This window comes from Vallicoccus soli, assembly GCF_003594885.1.
GTDB lineage: Bacteria > Actinomycetota > Actinomycetes > Motilibacterales > Motilibacteraceae > Vallicoccus > Vallicoccus soli.
On sequence record NZ_QZEZ01000005.1, the window covers coordinates 46,851 to 64,518 of the forward strand.

18 protein-coding genes are annotated in these 17,668 nt (G+C 77.9%); 10 read left to right on the top strand and 8 right to left on the bottom strand.

Going from position 1 to position 17,668, the window contains the following annotated elements:
• Window positions 1-12: 12 nt before the first annotated feature.
• From D5H78_RS11540 to D5H78_RS11555, 4 genes are all read left to right on the top strand, one after another.
• Window positions 13-939, top strand: a complete 927-nt coding sequence (locus tag D5H78_RS11540; protein WP_119950644.1) for an ABC transporter ATP-binding protein — start codon at window positions 13-15, stop codon at window positions 937-939.
• Window positions 936-1,955: an ABC transporter permease subunit gene (locus D5H78_RS11545; RefSeq protein ID WP_119950645.1), complete on the top strand. Its 1,020-nt coding sequence runs from the start codon at window positions 936-938 to the stop codon at window positions 1,953-1,955. The genes D5H78_RS11540 and D5H78_RS11545 overlap by 4 nt, the downstream gene beginning before the upstream one ends.
• Window positions 1,956-2,060: 105 nt before the next feature.
• Window positions 2,061-3,098, top strand: a complete 1,038-nt coding sequence (locus tag D5H78_RS11550; protein ID WP_119950647.1) for a CE1 family esterase — start codon at window positions 2,061-2,063, stop codon at window positions 3,096-3,098.
• Between the two features lie 106 nt (window positions 3,099-3,204).
• Entirely contained in the window at window positions 3,205-3,924 is a 720-nt protein-coding gene (locus D5H78_RS11555) for a carbonic anhydrase (RefSeq protein ID WP_119950649.1), read from the top strand.
• 4 nt (window positions 3,925-3,928) lie between these two features.
• Here D5H78_RS11555 and D5H78_RS11560 read toward each other — a convergent pair whose 3' ends face one another.
• The gene (locus D5H78_RS11560) at window positions 3,929-4,756 is read right to left on the bottom strand and encodes an alpha/beta fold hydrolase (protein WP_119950650.1); all 828 of its coding nucleotides are present in this window, start codon (window positions 4,754-4,756) and stop codon (window positions 3,929-3,931) included.
• Between the two features lie 177 nt (window positions 4,757-4,933).
• Window positions 4,934-5,659: a deoxyribose-phosphate aldolase gene (deoC, locus tag D5H78_RS11565; RefSeq protein WP_119950652.1), complete on the bottom strand. Its 726-nt coding sequence runs from the start codon at window positions 5,657-5,659 to the stop codon at window positions 4,934-4,936.
• A gap of 10 nt (window positions 5,660-5,669) precedes the next feature.
• Here deoC and D5H78_RS11570 point away from each other — a divergent pair, with 10 nt between their 5' ends.
• The 4 genes from D5H78_RS11570 to D5H78_RS11585 are packed head-to-tail and all read left to right on the top strand — an operon-like array spanning window position 5,670 to window position 9,667.
• Complete coding sequence (locus tag D5H78_RS11570; protein WP_218566523.1) at window positions 5,670-7,634, top strand: alpha-amylase family protein; 1,965 nt, start codon at window positions 5,670-5,672, stop codon at window positions 7,632-7,634.
• 59 nt (window positions 7,635-7,693) lie between these two features.
• On the top strand, window positions 7,694-8,284 hold the full coding sequence (locus tag D5H78_RS11575) for a class I SAM-dependent methyltransferase (protein ID WP_119950654.1): 591 nt from the start codon (window positions 7,694-7,696) through the stop codon (window positions 8,282-8,284).
• Window positions 8,281-8,922: a phosphatidylserine decarboxylase gene (locus tag D5H78_RS11580; RefSeq protein WP_165865711.1), complete on the top strand. Its 642-nt coding sequence runs from the start codon at window positions 8,281-8,283 to the stop codon at window positions 8,920-8,922. Before D5H78_RS11575 ends, D5H78_RS11580 begins: the two co-directional genes overlap by 4 nt.
• A 1-nt stretch (window position 8,923) precedes the next feature.
• Window positions 8,924-9,667, top strand: coding sequence for a CDP-alcohol phosphatidyltransferase family protein (locus D5H78_RS11585; RefSeq protein ID WP_119950656.1), 744 nt, complete (start codon window positions 8,924-8,926; stop codon window positions 9,665-9,667).
• Window positions 9,668-9,744: 77 nt separating this feature from the next.
• Here the strand turns inward: D5H78_RS11585 and D5H78_RS11590 are convergent, their stop codons facing one another.
• Entirely contained in the window at window positions 9,745-10,320 is a 576-nt protein-coding gene (locus D5H78_RS11590) for a dienelactone hydrolase family protein (RefSeq protein ID WP_119950657.1), read from the bottom strand.
• 131 nt (window positions 10,321-10,451) lie between these two features.
• On the opposite strand from D5H78_RS11590, the gene D5H78_RS11595 reads away from it, so the two are divergent.
• The gene (locus D5H78_RS11595; protein WP_119950658.1) at window positions 10,452-11,234 is read left to right on the top strand and encodes an isocitrate lyase/PEP mutase family protein; all 783 of its coding nucleotides are present in this window, start codon (window positions 10,452-10,454) and stop codon (window positions 11,232-11,234) included.
• Between the two features lie 23 nt (window positions 11,235-11,257).
• Here D5H78_RS11595 and D5H78_RS11600 read toward each other — a convergent pair whose 3' ends face one another.
• Genes D5H78_RS11600 through D5H78_RS11615 form a run of 4 tightly spaced genes read right to left on the bottom strand, consistent with a single transcriptional unit; the run spans window position 11,258 to window position 14,973 of the window.
• On the bottom strand, window positions 11,258-12,901 hold the full coding sequence (locus D5H78_RS11600) for a phospho-sugar mutase (protein ID WP_119950659.1): 1,644 nt from the start codon (window positions 12,899-12,901) through the stop codon (window positions 11,258-11,260).
• The gene (locus D5H78_RS11605; RefSeq protein ID WP_119950660.1) at window positions 12,898-13,698 is read right to left on the bottom strand and encodes an NAD-dependent epimerase/dehydratase family protein; all 801 of its coding nucleotides are present in this window, start codon (window positions 13,696-13,698) and stop codon (window positions 12,898-12,900) included. The genes D5H78_RS11600 and D5H78_RS11605 overlap by 4 nt, the downstream gene beginning before the upstream one ends.
• Window positions 13,695-14,507 carry a purine-nucleoside phosphorylase gene (locus tag D5H78_RS11610; protein WP_119950661.1) on the bottom strand — a complete coding sequence of 271 codons (813 nt, stop codon included), beginning with the start codon at window positions 14,505-14,507 and terminating at the stop codon, window positions 13,695-13,697. Before D5H78_RS11610 ends, D5H78_RS11605 begins: the two co-directional genes overlap by 4 nt.
• Before the next feature lie 25 nt (window positions 14,508-14,532).
• Window positions 14,533-14,973 (bottom strand): gamma-glutamylcyclotransferase family protein, encoded by a 441-nt coding sequence (locus D5H78_RS11615; protein WP_119950662.1) that lies wholly within the window; start codon window positions 14,971-14,973, stop codon window positions 14,533-14,535.
• Window positions 14,974-15,098: 125 nt separating this feature from the next.
• Here D5H78_RS11615 and D5H78_RS11620 point away from each other — a divergent pair, with 125 nt between their 5' ends.
• Window positions 15,099-16,556, top strand: coding sequence for an NAD(P)H-quinone dehydrogenase (locus D5H78_RS11620; protein ID WP_218566524.1), 1,458 nt, complete (start codon window positions 15,099-15,101; stop codon window positions 16,554-16,556).
• Between the two features lie 273 nt (window positions 16,557-16,829).
• Here the strand turns inward: D5H78_RS11620 and D5H78_RS19350 are convergent, their stop codons facing one another.
• Window positions 16,830-17,648: a hypothetical protein gene (locus D5H78_RS19350; protein WP_119950664.1), complete on the bottom strand. Its 819-nt coding sequence runs from the start codon at window positions 17,646-17,648 to the stop codon at window positions 16,830-16,832.
• Window positions 17,649-17,668 lie beyond the last annotated feature (20 nt).

Here is a 17,668-nt window from a genome sequence, read left to right on the forward strand (position 1 = left end):
CGGGGGGCGCGCGTGGCGGTCATCGAGGTGGCGGGGGCGCAGAAGGCGTACCGGCGGGGCCGGGGGCCCTCGGAGCGCGCGCTCGACGGGCTGGACCTCCTCGTGGAGGAGGGCGGCGTCCACGGCTTCCTGGGCCCCAACGGGTCCGGCAAGACGACGACGATCCGCTGCCTGCTCGGCCTGGTCCGCGCGGACGCGGGGGAGCTGCGCCTGCTCGGGCGCCCGGTGCCCGAGGAGCTCCCGCAGGTCGTGGGCGGCGTCGGCGCGCTCGTCGAGACGCCGCTGTTCTTCCCGGCGTTCTCCGGGCGGCTCAACCTGCGGGTGCTGGCCGAGACGGCCGGGGTGCCCCGGGCCCGGGTCGAGGAGTGCCTCGAGCTGGTCGGGCTGCGCGACCGCGCGGACGACGCGTTCAAGGGCTACAGCCTCGGCATGAAGCAGCGGCTGGGCATCGCCGCGGCCCTGCTCAAGCGCCCGCGCCTGCTCATCCTCGACGAGCCGAGCAACGGCCTGGACCCGGCGGGCATCCGCGAGGTCCGCGAGCTCGTGCGCCGGCTCGGCGCCGACGGGCACTCGACGGTGTTCCTCTCCAGCCACCTGCTCGCCGAGGTGCAGCAGGTGTGCGACCACGTGAGCATCCTCGCCCGGGGGCGCCTCGTGGCGTCCGGCCCGGTGGGCGAGGTCCTGGCGAGCCGGTCGACGGGGGACGTGCGGCTGCGCGCCCCCGACCCGGTCGCCGCCCGGGCGGTCCTCGAGCGGGCGGGGTACGCCGTCGCGTCGCTCGGTGACGCCTGGCGGGTGTCCGGGGTGCCGGAGCCGTCCGTGCTGACCCGCCTGCTCGCGCAGGAGGGGCAGTACGTCAGCGAGCTGACCCCGATCAGCGCCGACCTGGAGAGCGTCTTCCTGGAGCTGACCGGCACGGGTGCGGAGGGGCAGCGATGAGCACGACGGCCACGGAGACCCGTACGCCTACCGCCACCGGCGGCACCGGGCACCTGCTGCGGGCGGAGGTGCTGCGCTTCCGGTCGCGGCGGTTCGTGCGCCTGCTCCTCGCGCTCGGCCTGCTGGGCCTGGTCGCCGGCACCGTCGTCGCCTGGACGCAGTTCGCGCCCGCGTCGCCGGGGCAGCTCGCCGCCGCGCAGCAGCAGCTGGAGCAGCAGGTGGAGCGGGACCGGGCGTTCTGGGAGGACTGCCTGGCGGACCCCCCGCCGGACCTGCCGGCGGGCGCGGACCCGCAGGAGTACTGCGGCACCGAGCCGACGGTCGAGAACTACAGCCTCGACTGGTTCATCGACAAGGCGCCCTTCCAGGTCGCCGACCAGCTGCCGACCGGCGCCATCGCCGTCGGCGTCGTGACGGCGGCGCTGCTGTTCCTCGTCGGGGCGACGTACGTCGGCGCGGACTGGTCGAGCCGCTCCATGGTCGCCCTGCTCTTCTGGGAGCCGCGGCGCATGCGCGTCGTCGCGGTGAAGGCGCTCGTCGTCGTGCTGGCCGCGGTGCTCGTCGCGGCCGTCGCGCAGGCGCTGTGGGTCGGCGCCGGCTTCCTGCTGGGCGCCGCCCGCGGCACCACGGACGTGCCGCCGGGGTTCTGGGGCGACCTGCTCGGCGACCAGGGCCGCCTGGTCCTGCTCGGGGTGCTCGCCGCGCACATCGGCTTCTCCGCGACCAACCTGTTCCGCGACACGGGGGCGACGCTGGGCGCGGCGTTCCTCTACCTCGTCGTGGTGGAGAACGCCGTGCGGGTGCTGCGCCCGCGCTGGGAGGAGTGGCTGCTCACCAAGAACGTCGAGGCGCTCTCGAGCGACGGCGGGGCGGTGGTCTACCTCTACGACGACACCACGGGCCAGTCCCGGGAGGTCCTCGTGAGCAGCCTGCACGGCGCGCTGGTGCTCGGCGGGGTCTGCGCGGTGCTGCTCGTGCTCAGCACCTGGCTGTTCCAGCGCCGCGACCTGCACTGAGCCCGCAGCACCCGCACCGCCGGCCGCGGCGCGGGTGCTTGACGGATGCGCTCCCGGTGCGGGTGGATCACCCACGGCGACGACGCCCGTACCCGAGGAGAGCCCATGCCCCACCGCCCGCGCACCCTGGCCGCCGCCGCGGCCGCCGTCCTCGCGGCGGGGCTGGCCGTGCCCGCCGCCGCCCCCGCCCTGGCCGCCGGCGGGACCGCCGGGGCGAGCACCGGCGCCGACGGCTGCACCCGCCCGGGCTGGACCGGTGACCGGACCCTGCAGGTCGCGTTCGGCGGGGCGTCGTACCCGGTGCTCGTGCACGTGCCCGCGGGCGCCGACCGCCACGAGCGGCTGCCGGTCGTGCTCGACCTGCACGGCAGCTCGAGCAACGGCCCGACGCAGGCGGACATCTCCGACCTGCGCGACGTCGCCGACGCGCACGGCTTCCTCGCCGTCGCGCCGACCGCCGCGATCCCGCTGGCCCCGGCCGACCCGCCGGACCCCGACGGCGCCTGGGCCTGGAACGTGCCCGGCGTGCCCACCACCGCGGGGCAGTTCCCGCCGCCCGGGGCGCGCGACGACGTCGCGTACCTCGAGCGGGTGCTCGACGTCGTCCAGCGCCGGCTCTGCGGCGACCCCGACCGCTCGTACGCCACGGGCTTCTCCGGCGGCGGGCGGATGGCCTCGGCGCTCGCCTGCCGCATCCCCGACCGCATCGCCGCCGTCGCCCCCGTCGCGGGGCTGCGCGCCGGGCGCCCCGACCCGGACGACGTGAGCGTGCCGGAGGTCGAGGACTGCACCCCCGGCCGCGCCGTCCCGGTCATCACCTTCCACGGCCAGCAGGACCAGGTGAACCCGTACGGCGGCTCGCCGGACCTGCGCTGGGGCTACGCCGTGCCGGTCGCGGTGCAGGCCTGGGCGCGGATCGACGGGTGCCGCCGCGGGCCGGTGGCCACGCAGCTGTCCGAGCACGTCACCCGCTTCGCGTACGACCGCTGCCGCGACGGCGCCCGGGTGGTCCTGCACCGCATCAGCGACGGCGGGCACACCTGGCCCGGCACCGACGCGGCGCTGCCGGGGCTCGGCCTGGTGAGCCAGGAGGTGCACGCGTCGCGCACGATGTGGCGGTTCCTCAGCCGCTTCTCGCTCTGAGGGCGGGAAACCCGCTGACAACGCCGTCACGGGTCCCCTAGCCTGCGCGGCGTCGTGGTCCCGGCGCACCGGACCGGGGCACGCCGTCGCACGGGGGACGAGGAGCATGGGGACGCAGGGGATGGACCGGCGCGGGGCGATGGCCGCCCTCGCGCTGGCGGGGGTCGGGACCGCGGTCGGCGCGCCGGCCGCGGTCGGCGCGGTCGGCGCGGTCGGCGCGGGGCAGGACGAGGACTGGCCGACGACGGCGCAGCAGGCGCTGCGGCGGCTGCTGCGCGGCAACGCGCGCTTCGCCGCGGGCCGGGCGCGGCACCGCGGGCAGGACGTGGACGCGGTCCACGAGACCGCGGGCGGGCAGCACCCGTACGTGATCATGCTGGGCTGCTCGGACTCGCGCGTGCCGCCGGAGATCGTCTTCGACGAGGGCGTGGGCGCGGTCTTCGACCAGCGGGTCGCCGGCGGCATCGTCGGCCCGGCGGTCCTCGGCAGCATCGAGTTCGCGGTCGGGGAGTTCGCCCCGCCGCTGCTCGTCGTGCTCGGGCACGAGCGGTGCGGCGCGGTGGCGGCGACCGCCGAGGTGGTCGAGCACGGCGGGCACGCACCGGAGCACGTCCAGACGATCGTCGACGCGATCCGCCCGGCGGTGCTCGCCGTGCGCGACGAGCCCGGCGACCTCGTCGAGAACGCGGTGCGCGAGAACACCCGGCTGGTCGCCCGCCGGCTCGTGCGGCGCAGCGGGATCATCCGCGAGGCGGTGCAGGGCGGCCGGCTCGAGGTCCTGGCGGCCCGCTACGACCTCGACACGGGGCGCGTGCGCCTGCTGTAGCCGCTCAGCCCGCGACCCGGGCCAGCACCGCCGCCGCGACGGTGCCGGCCCGGGTCTCGGGCAGCCAGTGCCCGGCACCCTCGAGCACCTCGAAGCGGTAGTCGGCGGCGACGTGCTCCCCGGTGCGCTCGGCGGCCGTGCGCCCCAGGGCGGCGTCGCGCGAGCCCCAGAGGTAGGTCGTCGGCACCCGCGCCGGCCCGGCGCCGAGCCCGCCGGCCAGCGGCAGCGCGCGGTACCAGCCGAGCGCCGCGGACAGCGCGCCCGGCTCGCGCATGCGGGCGACGTACTCCCGGGCGTGGCGCTCGGGCAGCCCGCTCGCGCGCAGCAGGCGGTGCAGCGGTGCCCCGCCGCGGGCCAGCAGGAGCGCCTCGGGCAGGGCGGGCAGCTGGAGAAGGCCCATGTACGACGAGCGCAGCGCCTGGTCGCCGACCAGCGCCGCGGTGCGCAGGGCGCCGGGGTGCGGCGTGCTCAGCACGGTCGCGCTGAGCAGCCGGTCCGGGTGCGCCCCGGCGAGCAGCCAGGCGACGGCACCGCCCCAGTCGTGCCCGACCACGTGCGCCCGCTCGACCTCGGCCGCGTCGAGCAGCGCGAGCGCGTCCGCGACGACCTCGCCCAGCCGGTACGCCCGCCGCCCCCGCGGCCGCGCCGTGGCCGCGTAGCCCCGCTGGTCGGGGACGAGGGTGCGCAGCCCGGCCGCGTGCAGCGCCGGGACCACGGCGTCGTACGCCGCCCCGGTCTGCGGCCAGCCGTGCAGCAGCACCACGGCCTCGCCGTCGCGGGGGCCCTCGTCGCGCACGGGCAGGAGCAGGCCGTCACGGGCGTACGTGTGCATGCCCCGCTCCTGCCCCGGCGCGCGGGCGCCAGACCGCCTCGCCACGGACCGCCCGGGCCCGCGACCGCCATCCCCGCACGACCGCGGCGGGGGAGGGGGCGTCCGGGCACGGTCGCGGCGGGGACCACCCCGCGGCGATCGTGCGGCGATGGCGCTCCGGGTCCTCGCGGGGGAGGGTCAGTCCTCGAGGCCGGCGAGGACGGCCTCGGTGCCGGAGAGGCCCAGGCGGGTGGCGCCGGCCTCGACCATGGCCAGGGCGGTCGCGGTGTCGCGGATGCCGCCGGACGCCTTGACGCCGAGGCGGCCGCCGACGGTCGCGGCCATGAGGCGCACCGCCTCGACGGTGGCGCCGCCGGCCGCGGAGAAGCCCGTCGAGGTCTTGACGAAGTCCGCGCCCGCGGCCTCGCTCGCCTCGCACGCCGCGACGACCTGCTCGTCGGTGAGCGCGGCCGACTCGATGATCACCTTGAGCACGACGGGCGCGGGGGCGGCGGCGCGCACCGCCGCGATGTCCGCGCGCACCTGCACCCAGTCCCCGGCGACGGCGGCGCCGAGGTCGATGACCATGTCGACCTCGGTGGCCCCGTCCGCGACGGCCTGCGCCGCCTCGGCGGCCTTGACCGGGCTGCGGTGGGCGCCCGAGGGGAAGCCGACGACCGCGCACAGGCCCAGCCCGTCGGGCAGGGTGCCCGTGGGCAGCGGCAGGCGCGACGGCGAGACGCAGGCGGTGGCGGCGCCGAGCCGGCCCGCGTCGGCGACGGTGCGCTCGACCTGGGCGGGCGTCGCCTCGGGGCGCAGCAGGGTGTGGTCGACGAGGGCGGCCAGCTCGGAGCGCTTCACGGGCGCCGATCCTGCCACGCGCCCGGGCGCCCGCGGCGCGGACCGCCGGGGCCGCGGTGGCATCATCGGCGCGGTGAGCCGCGCCGACGCCGTCCCCGGGGACCTGCTCGACCGTGCCGCGGAGGTGCTCGCCGGCGAGCCCGAGCACGACCGCGAGCTGTTCCTCGCCCGGCTGCGGCGGCACTGGCCGGACCTGCTGTCCGGGCTCGAGGCGGCGTACGGCGACGCGGCCCCGGCCGCCGCCGCCCGCGCGGTCGATGTCGCGGCCCGCCGCGCGGTCGAGCGCCCGGCCGACCTGCGCCTGCTCGACCTGCGCCGCCTCGTCGACCCCGACTGGTTCCAGGCGCCGTCGATGCTCGGCTACGCCTGCTACGCCGACCGCTTCGGGGGCACGCTCGCCGGCGTCGCCGAGCGCGCGGGCTACCTGCGCGAGCTGGGCGTGACGTACCTGCACCTCATGCCGCTGCTCGCGCCGCGCCCGGCGCCGAACGACGGCGGCTACGCCGTGCAGGACTACCGGCGGGTGCGCGAGGACCTCGGCACGATGGACGACCTCGCCGACCTGGCGGCGGTGCTGCGCGCCCAGGGGGTGTCGCTGGTCCTGGACCTCGTGCTCAACCACGTGGCCCGCGAGCACGAGTGGGCGGTGCGGGCGCGGGCGGGCGAGGAGCGGTACCGCGGCTACTTCCACGTGCACCCCGACCGCGCGGTGCCGGACGCGTTCGAGCGGACGCTGCCCGAGGTGTTCCCGGACTTCGCGCCCGGCAGCTTCACGTGGGACGACGACCTCCGCGGCTGGGTGTGGACGACGTTCAACGCCTGGCAGTGGGACCTCGACTGGCACAACCCCGAGGTGTTCCTCGAGCTGGCCGACGTCGTGTGCCACCTGGCGAACCAGGGCGTGGAGGTGCTGCGCCTCGACGCCATCGCCTTCCTGTGGAAGCGGCTCGGCACCGACTGCCAGAACCAGCCGGAGGTGCACGCGCTGACGCAGGCGCTGCGCGCGGTGGCGCGCGTCCAGGCGCCGGCGCTGGCGTTCAAGGCCGAGGCGATCGTCGGCCCCGACGACCTGGCGCACTACCTCGGGGTGGGCCGGCACGCCGGCAAGGTGAGCGACCTGGCGTACCACAACACGCTCATGGTCCAGGTGTGGTCCTCGCTGGCCGCGCGCGACGCCCGGCTGCTCACGACCGCGCTGCGCCGCTTCCCGCCGAAGCCGCCGACGACCGCGTGGGGGACGTACGTGCGCTGCCACGACGACATCGGCTGGGCCGTCTCCGACGAGGACGCCGCGGCGGTCGGCTGGGACGGGGCGGCGCACCGGCGCTTCCTGTCGGACTTCTACTCCGGGGAGTTCCCGGGGTCGTTCGCCCGGGGGCTGGTGTTCCAGCACAACCCCGCCACGGGGGACCGGCGGATCAGCGGCACGGCCGCCTCGCTGGCGGGGCTCGAGCGGGCCCTCGACGAGGACGACCCGCACGCGGCGGAGCTCGCCGTGCGGCGCCTGCTGCTCGCCCACCACGTCGTGCTCGGGCACGGCGGCGTGCCCCTCGTGTGGATGGGCGACGAGCTGGGCCTGCTCAACGACCGCGACTGGGCGCAGGACCCGGCGCACGCCGGCGACAACCGCTGGGTGCACCGACCCCGGATGCCGTGGGACGTCGCCGAGCGGCGCCACCGGGAGGGGACGGTCGAGCACCGCCTCTTCCACGGCCTGCGCGCGGCGGTGCGGGCCCGGGCCGGGCTCCCCGCGATGCACGCGTCGGTCGAGGCCGAGGCGCTGGACCCGCCGCTGCCGGGCGTGCTCATGACGCGCCGGCGCCACCCCGAGCAGACCCTCGTCTGCCTCTACAACCTCACCGAGCACGACCAGTGGGTGCCGCGCGGGCTGGTCCCGCTCGGCGGTGCGCTGCGCGACGAGCTCGCCGGGCAGCCCGCCGGGGAGGCCGACGGGACGCTGCTGCTGACGCCGTACCGCGCCCTGTGGCTGACCGGGGACGCGGGCGGGGAACCGGCGCGCGACCCGGCGGGGACGTGACCCGGGACGCCCCCGGCGCCTAGCCTGCCTGGACGACGCCCCCGGCGAGAGGACAGCACGTGCGGTCGGACCTGTCCGAGAGGTTGCTCTTCCTGCGCTCGTTCGTCGCGCACCCGCGGCGGGTCGGCGCGGTGCTGCCGACGTCGGGGCGGGCGGTCGCCGACATGCTGGCGATGGCCGACGTGCCGGCGGCGCGCCTCGTCGTCGAGCTGGGGGCCGGCACCGGCTCGCACACCGGGCCCCTGCTGCGGCGGATGGCGCCCGACGCGCGCCTCGTCGCCTTCGAGATCGACCCCGCGATGGCCGACGCCCTGCGGGCCAAGCTTCCCGACCCGCGCCTCACGGTCGTCACCGGCTCCGCCGAGGACGTCGCCGAGGTGCTGGGGGACGAGCGGCCCGAGGTCGTCGTCTCGGCGCTGCCGTTCACCTCGCTGCCGCACGGGCTCGGGCGGCGGATCCTCGAGCGCACGGCGCAGGTGCTCGCGCCGGGCGGGGCGCTGCTGGTGCTGCAGTACTCCCCGCTCATCGCCCGCGACCTCGGCCGGCTCTTCGCCTCCGTGCAGCGGCGGGTCAGCCCGCTCAACGTGCCGCCGGCGGTGCTGTACGCGTGCCGGGACCCGCGCCCCGGCGCCCCGGGCGCTCCGCGGTGAGCCGGCGGACCTGGCCGATCGCCCGGCGGTACGCCGTCGCCCCGCTCGCGCTGGGGCTGCCGCTCGCCGTGGCCGGGCGGCGCACCGGGTGGGCGCTGCTCGCTGCCGGCGGCGCCGTCGTCGCCTTCTTCCGCGACCCCGAGCGGCCGCTGCCCAGCGACCCCGCGCTCGTCGTGGCGGCGTCGGACGGGTTCGTCACCGGCGTCGACGAGGACGTCGAGGAGCCGTGGCTGCCCGGCGGCCGCGCGACGCGGGTGACGGTCTTCCTCTCGCTCACCGACGTGCACGTCAACCGCAGCCCCGTGGCGGGCCGGCTCGAGCGCGAGGAGCGGCTCGGCTCCGGGTTCGCGCCGGCCCTCTTCGCGGGCGCGCAGGACAACCGGCGCAACCGGCTGCTGCTCGACGGCCCGGCGGGGCCGGTCGTCGTCGTGCAGGTCGCCGGGGCGCTCGCGCGCACCATCACCAACTGGGTGCGCGTCGGCGACCGGGTCGCCGCGGGAGAGCGGCTCGGCCTCATCCACTTCGGCTCGCGCACCGACGTGCTGCTCCCGCCGGGCGCCGCGGACGTGCTCGTGCGCAAGGGCACCAGGGTCACCGCGGGGGTCACCCCGCTCGCCCGGCTGCGCGGGCGGGGCTGACGTGCGCGAGCACCTGCGGGGCCCGAACCTCGTCACGAGCGCCAACCTGGTCCTCGGCCTCGGCGCCCTGCTGCTCGTGCCGCGCCACCTCGGCGCGGCCCTCGCCCTCGTCGTCCTCGCCGCCGTCCTCGACGTCGTGGACGGCGCGCTGGCCCGGCGGGCCGGTGGCGGTACGGCCTTCGGCGCGCAGCTGGACTCGCTCGCCGACCTCGTCTGCTTCTGCGTCGTGCCCGCGCTGGCGCTGGCGCGCGCGGCGGACGGCGCGGGCGCCGCCACCCAGGTGCCCGCGGTCGCGGTGGCCGGCGCCTTCCTGCTCGGCGGCGCGTGGCGCCTCGCGCGCTTCCCGCTGGTGCAGCAGCAGGGCGCCTTCGTCGGGCTGCCCACGCCGGCGGCCGGGGCGCTGCTGCTCCTGCTGCTCGTCCTCGCGCCGGTGCCCGTCGCCGCGGCGGGCGGGGCGGCGCTCAGCGCCCTCATGGTGAGCACGGTGCGCTTCCCGTCGGTGTTCGCCGCGGCGGCCACGGTGCGGCACCCGGGCCTGCGCGAGCGGCGCCCGTTCCGCCAGGTACGGCGCCTGCGGGTCCCGCGCCCGCACGTGCACCGCCCGCAGCTGCGCCGCCCGCACCTGCCGCGGCCGCACCTGCCCCGGCCCCGGCTGCACCGGCCGCGGCTGCACCGGCCGCGGCTGCACCGGCCGCGGCTTCGCCTGCCGCGCCGGGGCGGCTCGCGCCCCCGCGCAGGCTCCTGAGCCGAGCCCCCGGCGCCGATCGTGCGCGCGGCCGGCGCGGATCATGCGCACGACCGCCCGCGCCCCCTCGCGCGGCCTCAGCCGACGGCGGCGAGGAACCGCAGGACGCGCTCGACGAGCAGCGAGGTGGCCGCGGCGTCGTACCCCGGCAGGCTGCTGTCGAGGAAGAGGTGCTCGTCGCCGGGGTAGAGGAAGAGCTCGGCGCCGGCGCCCGCCGCGAGGGCGCGGGCCGCGTCGAGGTCGCCCTCGTCGGCGAAGAGCGGGTCCGCCTCCTTGCCGTGGACCTGCACCGGCACGCCCGCCGGCCACGGCGCGCCGAGCTCCTCGGGCGGGACGCAGCCGCACAGCAGCAGCGCGCCGCGCGCGCCCGGCCGGGTCTGCGCGAGCGCCTGCGCGGGCAGCACGCCCAGGGAGATCCCCGCGTGCACGAGCCCGTCGGGCAGGCCCTCGGCGGCGGCCCGCCCGCGCTCGACCACGGTCCCGAACCCCACCTCGCGCGCGTGCGCGACGCCCGCGTCCAGGTCGGCGAAGGTGCGCCCGTCGTAGAGGTCGGGGACGTGCACCCGGTGCCCGCCCCCGCGCAGCGCGTCCGCGAGCGCGTGCACCCCGTCGGTCAGCCCCTGCGCGTGGTGGTGCAGCAGCACCTCGGCCATGGCACGCCCCCTCCCGCCGGCGGCACCGGCGCTGCTCGGTCCGGCGCCCAGGGTGCCCCGCCCCGCCGGGACGGGGCCAGGGGTGGCGACGTCCCGACCGGTGGTGCACCACCGGTCGGTACGCTCGCGCCGTGACCACGCTCCAGGACCGCGCCAGGACCCTGCTCGACCTGCACACCGCGGAGGAGGTGCTCGTCCTCGCCAACGTCTGGGACGTCGTCTCGGCCCGGGTCGTCGCGGGCACCGAGGGGGTGCGCGCCCTCGCCACGGCCTCGCACTCGATCGCCGCGACCTTCGGCTACGAGGACGGCGAGAACATCCCCCTCGAGCTGCACCTGGACATGGTCGGGCGCATCGCCCGGGCCGTCGACCTGCCGGTCACCATGGACTTCGAGGCCGGGTACGGCGACCCCGGCGCCACCGCCCGGCGCGCGATCGAGGCCGGCGCGGTCGGCGGCAACCTCGAGGACCGGATGGCGCCGCTCGACGAGGCCGTCGCCGCCGTCGAGGCCGTCGTGGCGGCCGGGCGCGACGCGGGCATCGACTTCGTGCTCAACGCGCGCACCGACGCGTTCCTGCGCGCGCCGCAGGGCGCCGACCGGGGCGGGCTGCTCGCCGAGGCCGTGCGCCGCGGGCGCGCGTTCCTCGAGGCCGGCGCGCCGGTCGTCTTCGTCCCCGGCGTCGTCGCCCGCGACGAGGTCGCCCACCTCGCCGACGCGCTCGGCCCCCGCCGGCTCAGCGTCATCAGCGTCCCGGGCGCCTCGCTGCCGGTGCGCGAGCTGCAGGCGCTGGGCGTCGCCCGCGTCTCCACCGGGCCGTTCGCGCAGCAGGTGGCCCTCACCGCCCTGCAGGACGCCACCCGCGACCTGCTCGCCGGCGGCGCGCTGCCCGGGGGGACGCGCCGGCTGAACTGAGCCGGGCCCCCGCGGCGGCGCGCTCAGAGCCCGAGCGCCTCGCCCAGGTCCCCCTTGACGGCGTCGAGGACCGTACGGGCCCGGGCGCGGGCCGCGTCGAGCTCGCCCGCCGTGGCGGCGGGGGAGACCGGCAGCACGACCTCGAGGTAGCACTTGAGCTTGGGCTCGGTGCCGCTCGGGCGCACGACCACCCACGCGTCGTCCTGCAGGCCGAAGCGCAGGCCGTCCGTCGGGGGCAGCCCGTCCCAGCCCTCGGCGAGGTCGCGCACCTCGTGCACGGCGAGCCCGCCGAGGGTGGAGGGCGGGTCGTCGCGCAGGCGCGCCACGGCCGCGGGGATCAGGGCCAGGTCGCGCACCCGCAGCGAGAGCTGGTCGGTGGCGTGCAGGCCGTGGTCGCGGGCGAGGTCGTCGAGCTCGTCCTCGAGGGTGCGGCCCTGCGCCGCGCACTCCGCGGCCAGCTCCACCGCCAGCAGCGCGGCGCTGACGCCGTCCTTGTCCGCGACCCGCTGCGGGTCGACGCAGTAGCCGAGCGCCTCCTCGTAGCCGTACGCGAGCCCCTCGACCCGCGAGATCCACTTGAAGCCGGTGAGGGTGCGGGCGTACCGCAGGCCGTGCGCGGCGGCCACCTTGCCGAGCAGCGAGGACGACACGATCGAGCAGGCGAAGGCGGAGCCGGGAGCGACGCCGCGGCGCGCGACGTGCCGCCCGAGCAGCGCGCCGAGCTCGTCGCCGCGCAGCACCCGCCAGCCGCCGGCGCGCGCGGGCACCGCCACCGCGCAGCGGTCCGCGTCGGGGTCGTTGGCCACGACCAGGCTGGCGCCCACCCCGGCGCCGAGCGCGAGGGCGAGGTCCATCGCCCCCGGCTCCTCCGGGTTGGGGAAGGCCACGGTCGGGAAGGCGGGGTCGGGCTCGGCCTGCTCCGGCACGACGACGGGGTCGGCGAAGCCGGCGCGGGCGAGCACCGCGAGCAGCACGTCGCGGCCCACGCCGTGCATCGGGGTGTACGCCACCGTCACCGGCAGGGTGCCGTCCGCGGCGAGCGAGGCGACCGCCGCGACGTACGCCTCCACGAGGTCCTCGCCGGCCACCTGCGGCGCGCCGAGCGGCAGGTCGGACACCCGCCCGACGGCGGCGATGCGCGCGGCGATCGCCGCGTCGTCCGGCGGGACGATCTGCCGGCCGTCGCCGAGGTACACCTTGCAGCCGTTGTCCTGCGGCGGGTTGTGCGACGCGGTGACCATGACGCCCGCGGCGGCGCCGAGGTGGCGCACGGCGAAGGCCAGCACGGGCGTCGGCAGCGCGCGCGGCAGGCACACCGCGCGCAGCCCGGCCCCGGCCAGCACCTGCGCGGCGGCCGCGGCGAACTCCGAGGACTTGCGCCGGGCGTCGTACCCGACCACGACGAGGCCCTCGCCGCCGAGGTGCGCCGCCAGGCCGGCGGCGGTGCGCATGACCACCGCGCGGTTCATCCGCCGCGGGCCGGCGCCCATCGCCCCCCGGATGCCCGCGGTGCCGAACTCCAGCGGGCCCGAGAAGCGCTCGGCGAGGTCGGCGGCCGACACCGGGTCGCCCGTCCTCGCGTGGCGCACCAGCGCCTCGAGCTCGGCCCGGGTGTCCGGGTCGGGGTCGTCCGCGAGCCACGCCCGCGCCTCGTCGAGGACGCTCACCGCTGCCTCCCGTCGTAGGGCGCGTCGTAGTGCGCCGTGGTGAACGGACCGCCGACGAGGTCGAGCACGTCGCCGCCGAGCGCGACCTCCTGCGCGTACGCCTCCGCGTCGTCCTCGGGCTCGTACCCGAGCGCGCGCCCCGGCGCCGGGTCCCACCACGAGCGCGTGTTCGCCGAGACGCCCCAGCAGACCGCGTACGAGACCCCGGGCGCCTCGAGCGCGGCCCGCACGAGCCGCACGCCGTCGCCCGGGGACAGCCACGTCGCCAGGTGCCGCTCGCTCGTCGGCCGCTCGAGGAACGAGCCGATGCGCAGCGCGACGACCTCGAGGCCGTAGCGGTCGGCGTAGAGGCTGCCCAGCGCCTCCATGGCGACCTTGCCGACGCCGTAGAACGTGTCGGGACGGGGTCGTACGTCGACGCCCAGCGGGCCCTGGTCGGGGCGCGGGGTGCGGCCCACGGCGTGGTTGCTGCTCGCCAGGACCACCCGGCGCACGCCGGCGGCGCGGGCGGCCTCGAGCACCGCGCCCGTCGAGCGCACGTGCGAGTCGAGGACCGCGTCGAGGGGGGCTTCGTCGGGGAACGACGCGAGGTGGGCCACGGCGTCGACGCCGTCCACCGCCCGCGCGAGCAGCCCCGCGTCGAGGACGTCGCCGACCAGCGCCTCCTCGCCCTCCCCGAGCGGCTCGGGGCGGGCGAGGTCGAGGCCCCGCACCCGCCAGCCGTACCCCGGCAGGCCGCGGCGCAGCTCCGAGCCGATCGACCCCGCGGAGCCGGTGAGCAGGACCGTGCGGGTCACAGCCGCCCCAGCACGTCGGCGAGCAGCTCGCCCATCCGCCCGGCGGCCGCGCGCCCGGCCTCGAGGACCTCCTCGTGGTCCAGCGGCTCGCCGGTGAGCCCGGCCGCCGCGTTGGTGACGAGCGAGATGCCCAGGACCTCCGCGCCGGCCTCGCGGGCGGCGATCGCCTCGAGCGCGGTCGACATGCCGACGAGGTCGGCGCCCAGCGTCGCGAGCATCCGGATCTCCGCCGGCGTCTCGTAGTGCGGCCCGGGCAGCTGCGCGTACACGCCCTCGGCGAGCGTCGGGTCGACCCGGCGGCACAGCTCGCGCAGGCGCGGGGACCACAGGTCGGTGAGGTCGACGAAGCGGGGGCCGACGAGCGGCGACGTCGCCGTGAGGTTGAGGTGGTCGCGGATGAGCACCGGCGTGCCCGGCGCCCACGCGGGGTCCAGCCCGCCGCAGCCGTTGGTCAGCACGACGGTGCGCGCCCCGGCCGCGACCGCGGTGCGCACGCCGTGCACGACGGCGGCGACCCCGTGGCCCTCGTAGAGGTGGGTGCGGCCGAGGAACACCAGCGCGCGCTGGCCGCCGGCGTGCACCGAGCGGACGCTGCCGCCGTGGCCCTCCACGACCGGCGGGGCGAAGCCGGGCAGGCGCTCGAGCGGCACGTCGGCCACCGTGTCGCCGAGCAGCTGCGCGGCCGGCAGCCAGCCCGAGCCCATGACGAGGGCGACGTCGTGCCGGTCGACCCCCGTCGCGTCGCGCAAGGCGTCGGCGGCCTGCTGGGCGAGGGCGTACGGGTCGGGTGCTGGCGTGGGCTCGCTCACCCGCGCGACGCTACCGCCCGCGGGCCTAGCGGCAGGGGCGGGCCCGCAGCTCCGCGACGTAGTCGTCCGGCGCCCCGGCGGCCTCGGCCGCGTCGGCGAGGATCCCCAGCGCCCGCGCCGAGGGCAGCCCGCCCTCGTAGCCGTCCAGGACGTACGCCCAGGCGAGGTGGTCGCCGTCCAGCGCGCGCACCCGCACCCGCACCGTCCGGTAGAGCCCGCTGTCCGCGCCCTCCCAGCCGTCGAGCGCCTTCGCGTCCTGGTCGGTGAGGTCGTAGAGCACGACGAACACCCGCCCCAGCGGGTCCTCGACCAGCGTGGCGAGCGCCCCCTCCCAGCCCTGCTCCTCGCCGCCGAAGGTCAGCCGCCAGCCCTCGATCCAGCCCGAGCCGCGTGCCGGGGAGTGCGGGGCGCGCTCCGCCATCTGGCGCGGGTCCATGTTGCTGCCGTACGCGGCGTAGAGGGCCATGGGGAGCGTCTACGGCACGCGGCCCGCCGCGCGCAAGGCGCCGGGCGCGGGGAGTGACCGGTCCCACGCGCGCTCGGCGTCGGGGGCGGGGGGCCGGACGCCCGCCGAGGGGTCATCATGGACGGGTGGCCAGTGAGGACGTGCAGCGCGTCGTGATCGTCGGCGGCGGCCCGGGCGGGTACGAAGCCGCCCTCGTCGCCGCGCAGCTCGGCGCCGAGGTGACGGTCGTGGACCGCGACGGCGTCGGCGGCTCGACCGTCCTCACCGACTGCGTCCCGAGCAAGACGCTCATCTCGACCGCCGAGGTCGTCACCCTCGCCCGCGAGTCCCGCGACCTCGGGGTGCGCGTGCGCGTCACCGGCGCGGACGGCGAGCAGGTCGCCCTCGCCACCCCCGGCACCGACGGGGTCGAGGGCGCGCGGGTCACCGTCACCGCCGACCTCGCGCGGGTCAACGAGCGCGTCAAGGCGCTCGCCCACGCCCAGTCCGACGACATCGCCGCCCGGCTCGACCGGGAGGGCGTACGGGTGCTGCGCGGCACCGGCCGCCTCGACGGGCCCGAGCGGGTCGTCGCCTCGCTGCTCGACGGCGGCGAGGAGGTCCTGCCGGCCGACGTCGTGCTCGTCGCGACCGGCGCGCACCCGCGCACGCTGCCCGACGCGCAGCCCGACGGCGAGCGCATCCTCACGTGGGAGCAGCTCTACGACATCGACGGCACCCCGGAGCACCTCGTCGTCATCGGCTCCGGCGTGACCGGCGCGGAGTTCGCCTCCGCGTACAACGCGCTCGGCGCCCGCGTCACCCTCGTGTCCAGCCGCGACCGGGTGCTGCCCGGCGAGGACGCCGACGCCGCGCAGGTGCTCGAGGACGTCTTCAAGCGCCGCGGCATGGAGGTCCTGTCCCGCTCGCGGGCCACCTCGGTCAAGCGCGAGGGCGACCGCGTCGTCGTGGGCCTGGAGGACGGGCGCACCGTCGAGGGCTCGCACTGCCTCGTCGCGGTCGGCTCGATCCCCAACACCGCGGGGCTCGGCCTGGAGGAGGCCGGGGTGCGCCTCGGCCCCGGCGGCTTCGTCAAGGTCGACCGGGTCTCGCGGACCTCCGCCCGTGGGGTGTACGCCGCCGGCGACTGCACCGGCGTGCTCATGCTCGCCTCGGTCGCGGCCATGCAGGGGCGCATCGCCATGTGGCACGCGCTCGGCGACGCCGTCGCCCCGCTCGACCTCACCACGGTCAGCTCGAACGTCTTCACCGAGCCCGAGATCGCCACGGTCGGCTGGTCCCAGGCCAAGGTCGACGCCGGCGACGTCGCCGCCCGGGTGGTCAAGCTCCCGCTGTCCACCAACGCGCGCGCGAAGATGCAGGGCATCCAGGACGGCTTCGTCAAGCTCCTGTGCACCCCCGGCGCCGGCCGGGTCATCGGCGGCGTCGTCGTCGCCCCCCGCGCCAGCGAGCTCGTCTTCCCGCTGACCCTCGCCGTCGAGCAGGGGCTCACCGTCGACCAGGTGGCGCAGACGTTCACCGTCTACCCCTCGCTCAGCGGCAGCCTCGCCGAGGCCGCCCGCCAGCTCCACCGCCGCCGCTGACCCCGGGGCGGCCGGGGCGGCCGGGATCATGCGCCCGCCCGGCGGCGATCATGCGCTGGCGCGGCGGCGATCATGCGCCCACCCGGCGGCGATCATGCAGCCTCCCGGCGCTACCGGCTCGCCGTGACCGACGGCGGCTGACGGAACGCACCGGGACTGCATGATCGGCGTCGGGGGACTGCATGATCGGCGCCGGGGGACTGCATGATCGGTGCCGGGGAAGGGCGTGGTCGCGGCCCGGGGGGTGCATGATCGCGCGGGCCCGGTGAGGGGCTAGAAGTCGAAGCCGCCGCCGTCGCCGCCCCAGCCGCCGTCGCCGCCGCCCCAGTCGGCGCCGCCACCGTCGCCACCGCCGTCGTCGCCCCCGCCGTCCTCGAGGCCCTGCTCGTAGCCCTCGGAGTAGCTGCCGTCCCAGCCGCCGGAGAAGGCGCCGGTCATGGCGGCGCCGAGGAGGAAGCCGGGGAGCAGGCCGGAGGCGGCGTACGGGGCGAAGTAGCCCTGGGCGTAGGAGCCGTACTGCGGGCCGGCCTCCCAGTAGGGGCGGCGCCCGCCGGCCGCGACGGGCACCTTGCGCGCGTCGGGCTCGGCGCCGGCGCGCACGCGCTCGGCGTCGGGCAGGCACACCGGGACGGGACGCAGCTGCCCGCCGGGCGGGGCCCACTCGACGTCCTCGACGGAGGGGCCGTGCTGGGGGTTGAAGAAGCACGGCGGGCGCCGCACCGGCAGCGGGCGCCCGTCGACGCGGGCCCGTACGCAGGCCGCGGCGTAGCGGCCGTCCTCGAGCGCCTCGGTGACGGCTTTGACGTCCTCGGGCCGGCGGACCCGGTCGAGGGCCTGCTTGGCGCGGTCGTACTCGTCGAGGGCGCGCTGGTAGTCCTGCCGCCCGCCCTGGTCGAGCTCGCGCCCGGCGGTCGCGAGGTCGAGCTCGGCGACCTCCTCGCCGAGGCGGGTGACGTCCTCCTCGACGGTGCCGCGCACGGCGGCGAGCTCCTCGGCCGCCTGCAGCTCGGCCTTGCGCTTGCTCGACCGGTAGGCCACGACGCCGGCGACCACGATGCCGACGAGCACCAGGAGCAGCACGATCTGGTCCACGGGACTCCTCTCTCCGCCGC

Bases quoted from the DNA above. Each gene is read 5' to 3' on its own strand.
- D5H78_RS11590 (WP_119950657.1), bottom strand. From the start codon at position 10,320: ATGGCCGAGGTGCTGCTGCACCACCACGCGCAGGGGCTGACCGACGGG.
- D5H78_RS11550 (WP_119950647.1), top strand. From the start codon at position 2,061: ATGCCCCACCGCCCGCGCACCCTGGCCGCCGCCGCGGCCGCCGTCCTC.
- D5H78_RS11615 (WP_119950662.1), bottom strand. From the start codon at position 14,973: ATGGCCCTCTACGCCGCGTACGGCAGCAACATGGACCCGCGCCAGATG.
- D5H78_RS11545 (WP_119950645.1), top strand. From the start codon at position 936: ATGAGCACGACGGCCACGGAGACCCGTACGCCTACCGCCACCGGCGGC.
- D5H78_RS11560 (WP_119950650.1), bottom strand. From the start codon at position 4,756: ATGCACACGTACGCCCGTGACGGCCTGCTCCTGCCCGTGCGCGACGAG.
- D5H78_RS11555 (WP_119950649.1), top strand. From the start codon at position 3,205: ATGGGGACGCAGGGGATGGACCGGCGCGGGGCGATGGCCGCCCTCGCG.
- deoC (WP_119950652.1), bottom strand. From the start codon at position 5,659: ATGCCACCGCGGCCCCGGCGGTCCGCGCCGCGGGCGCCCGGGCGCGTG.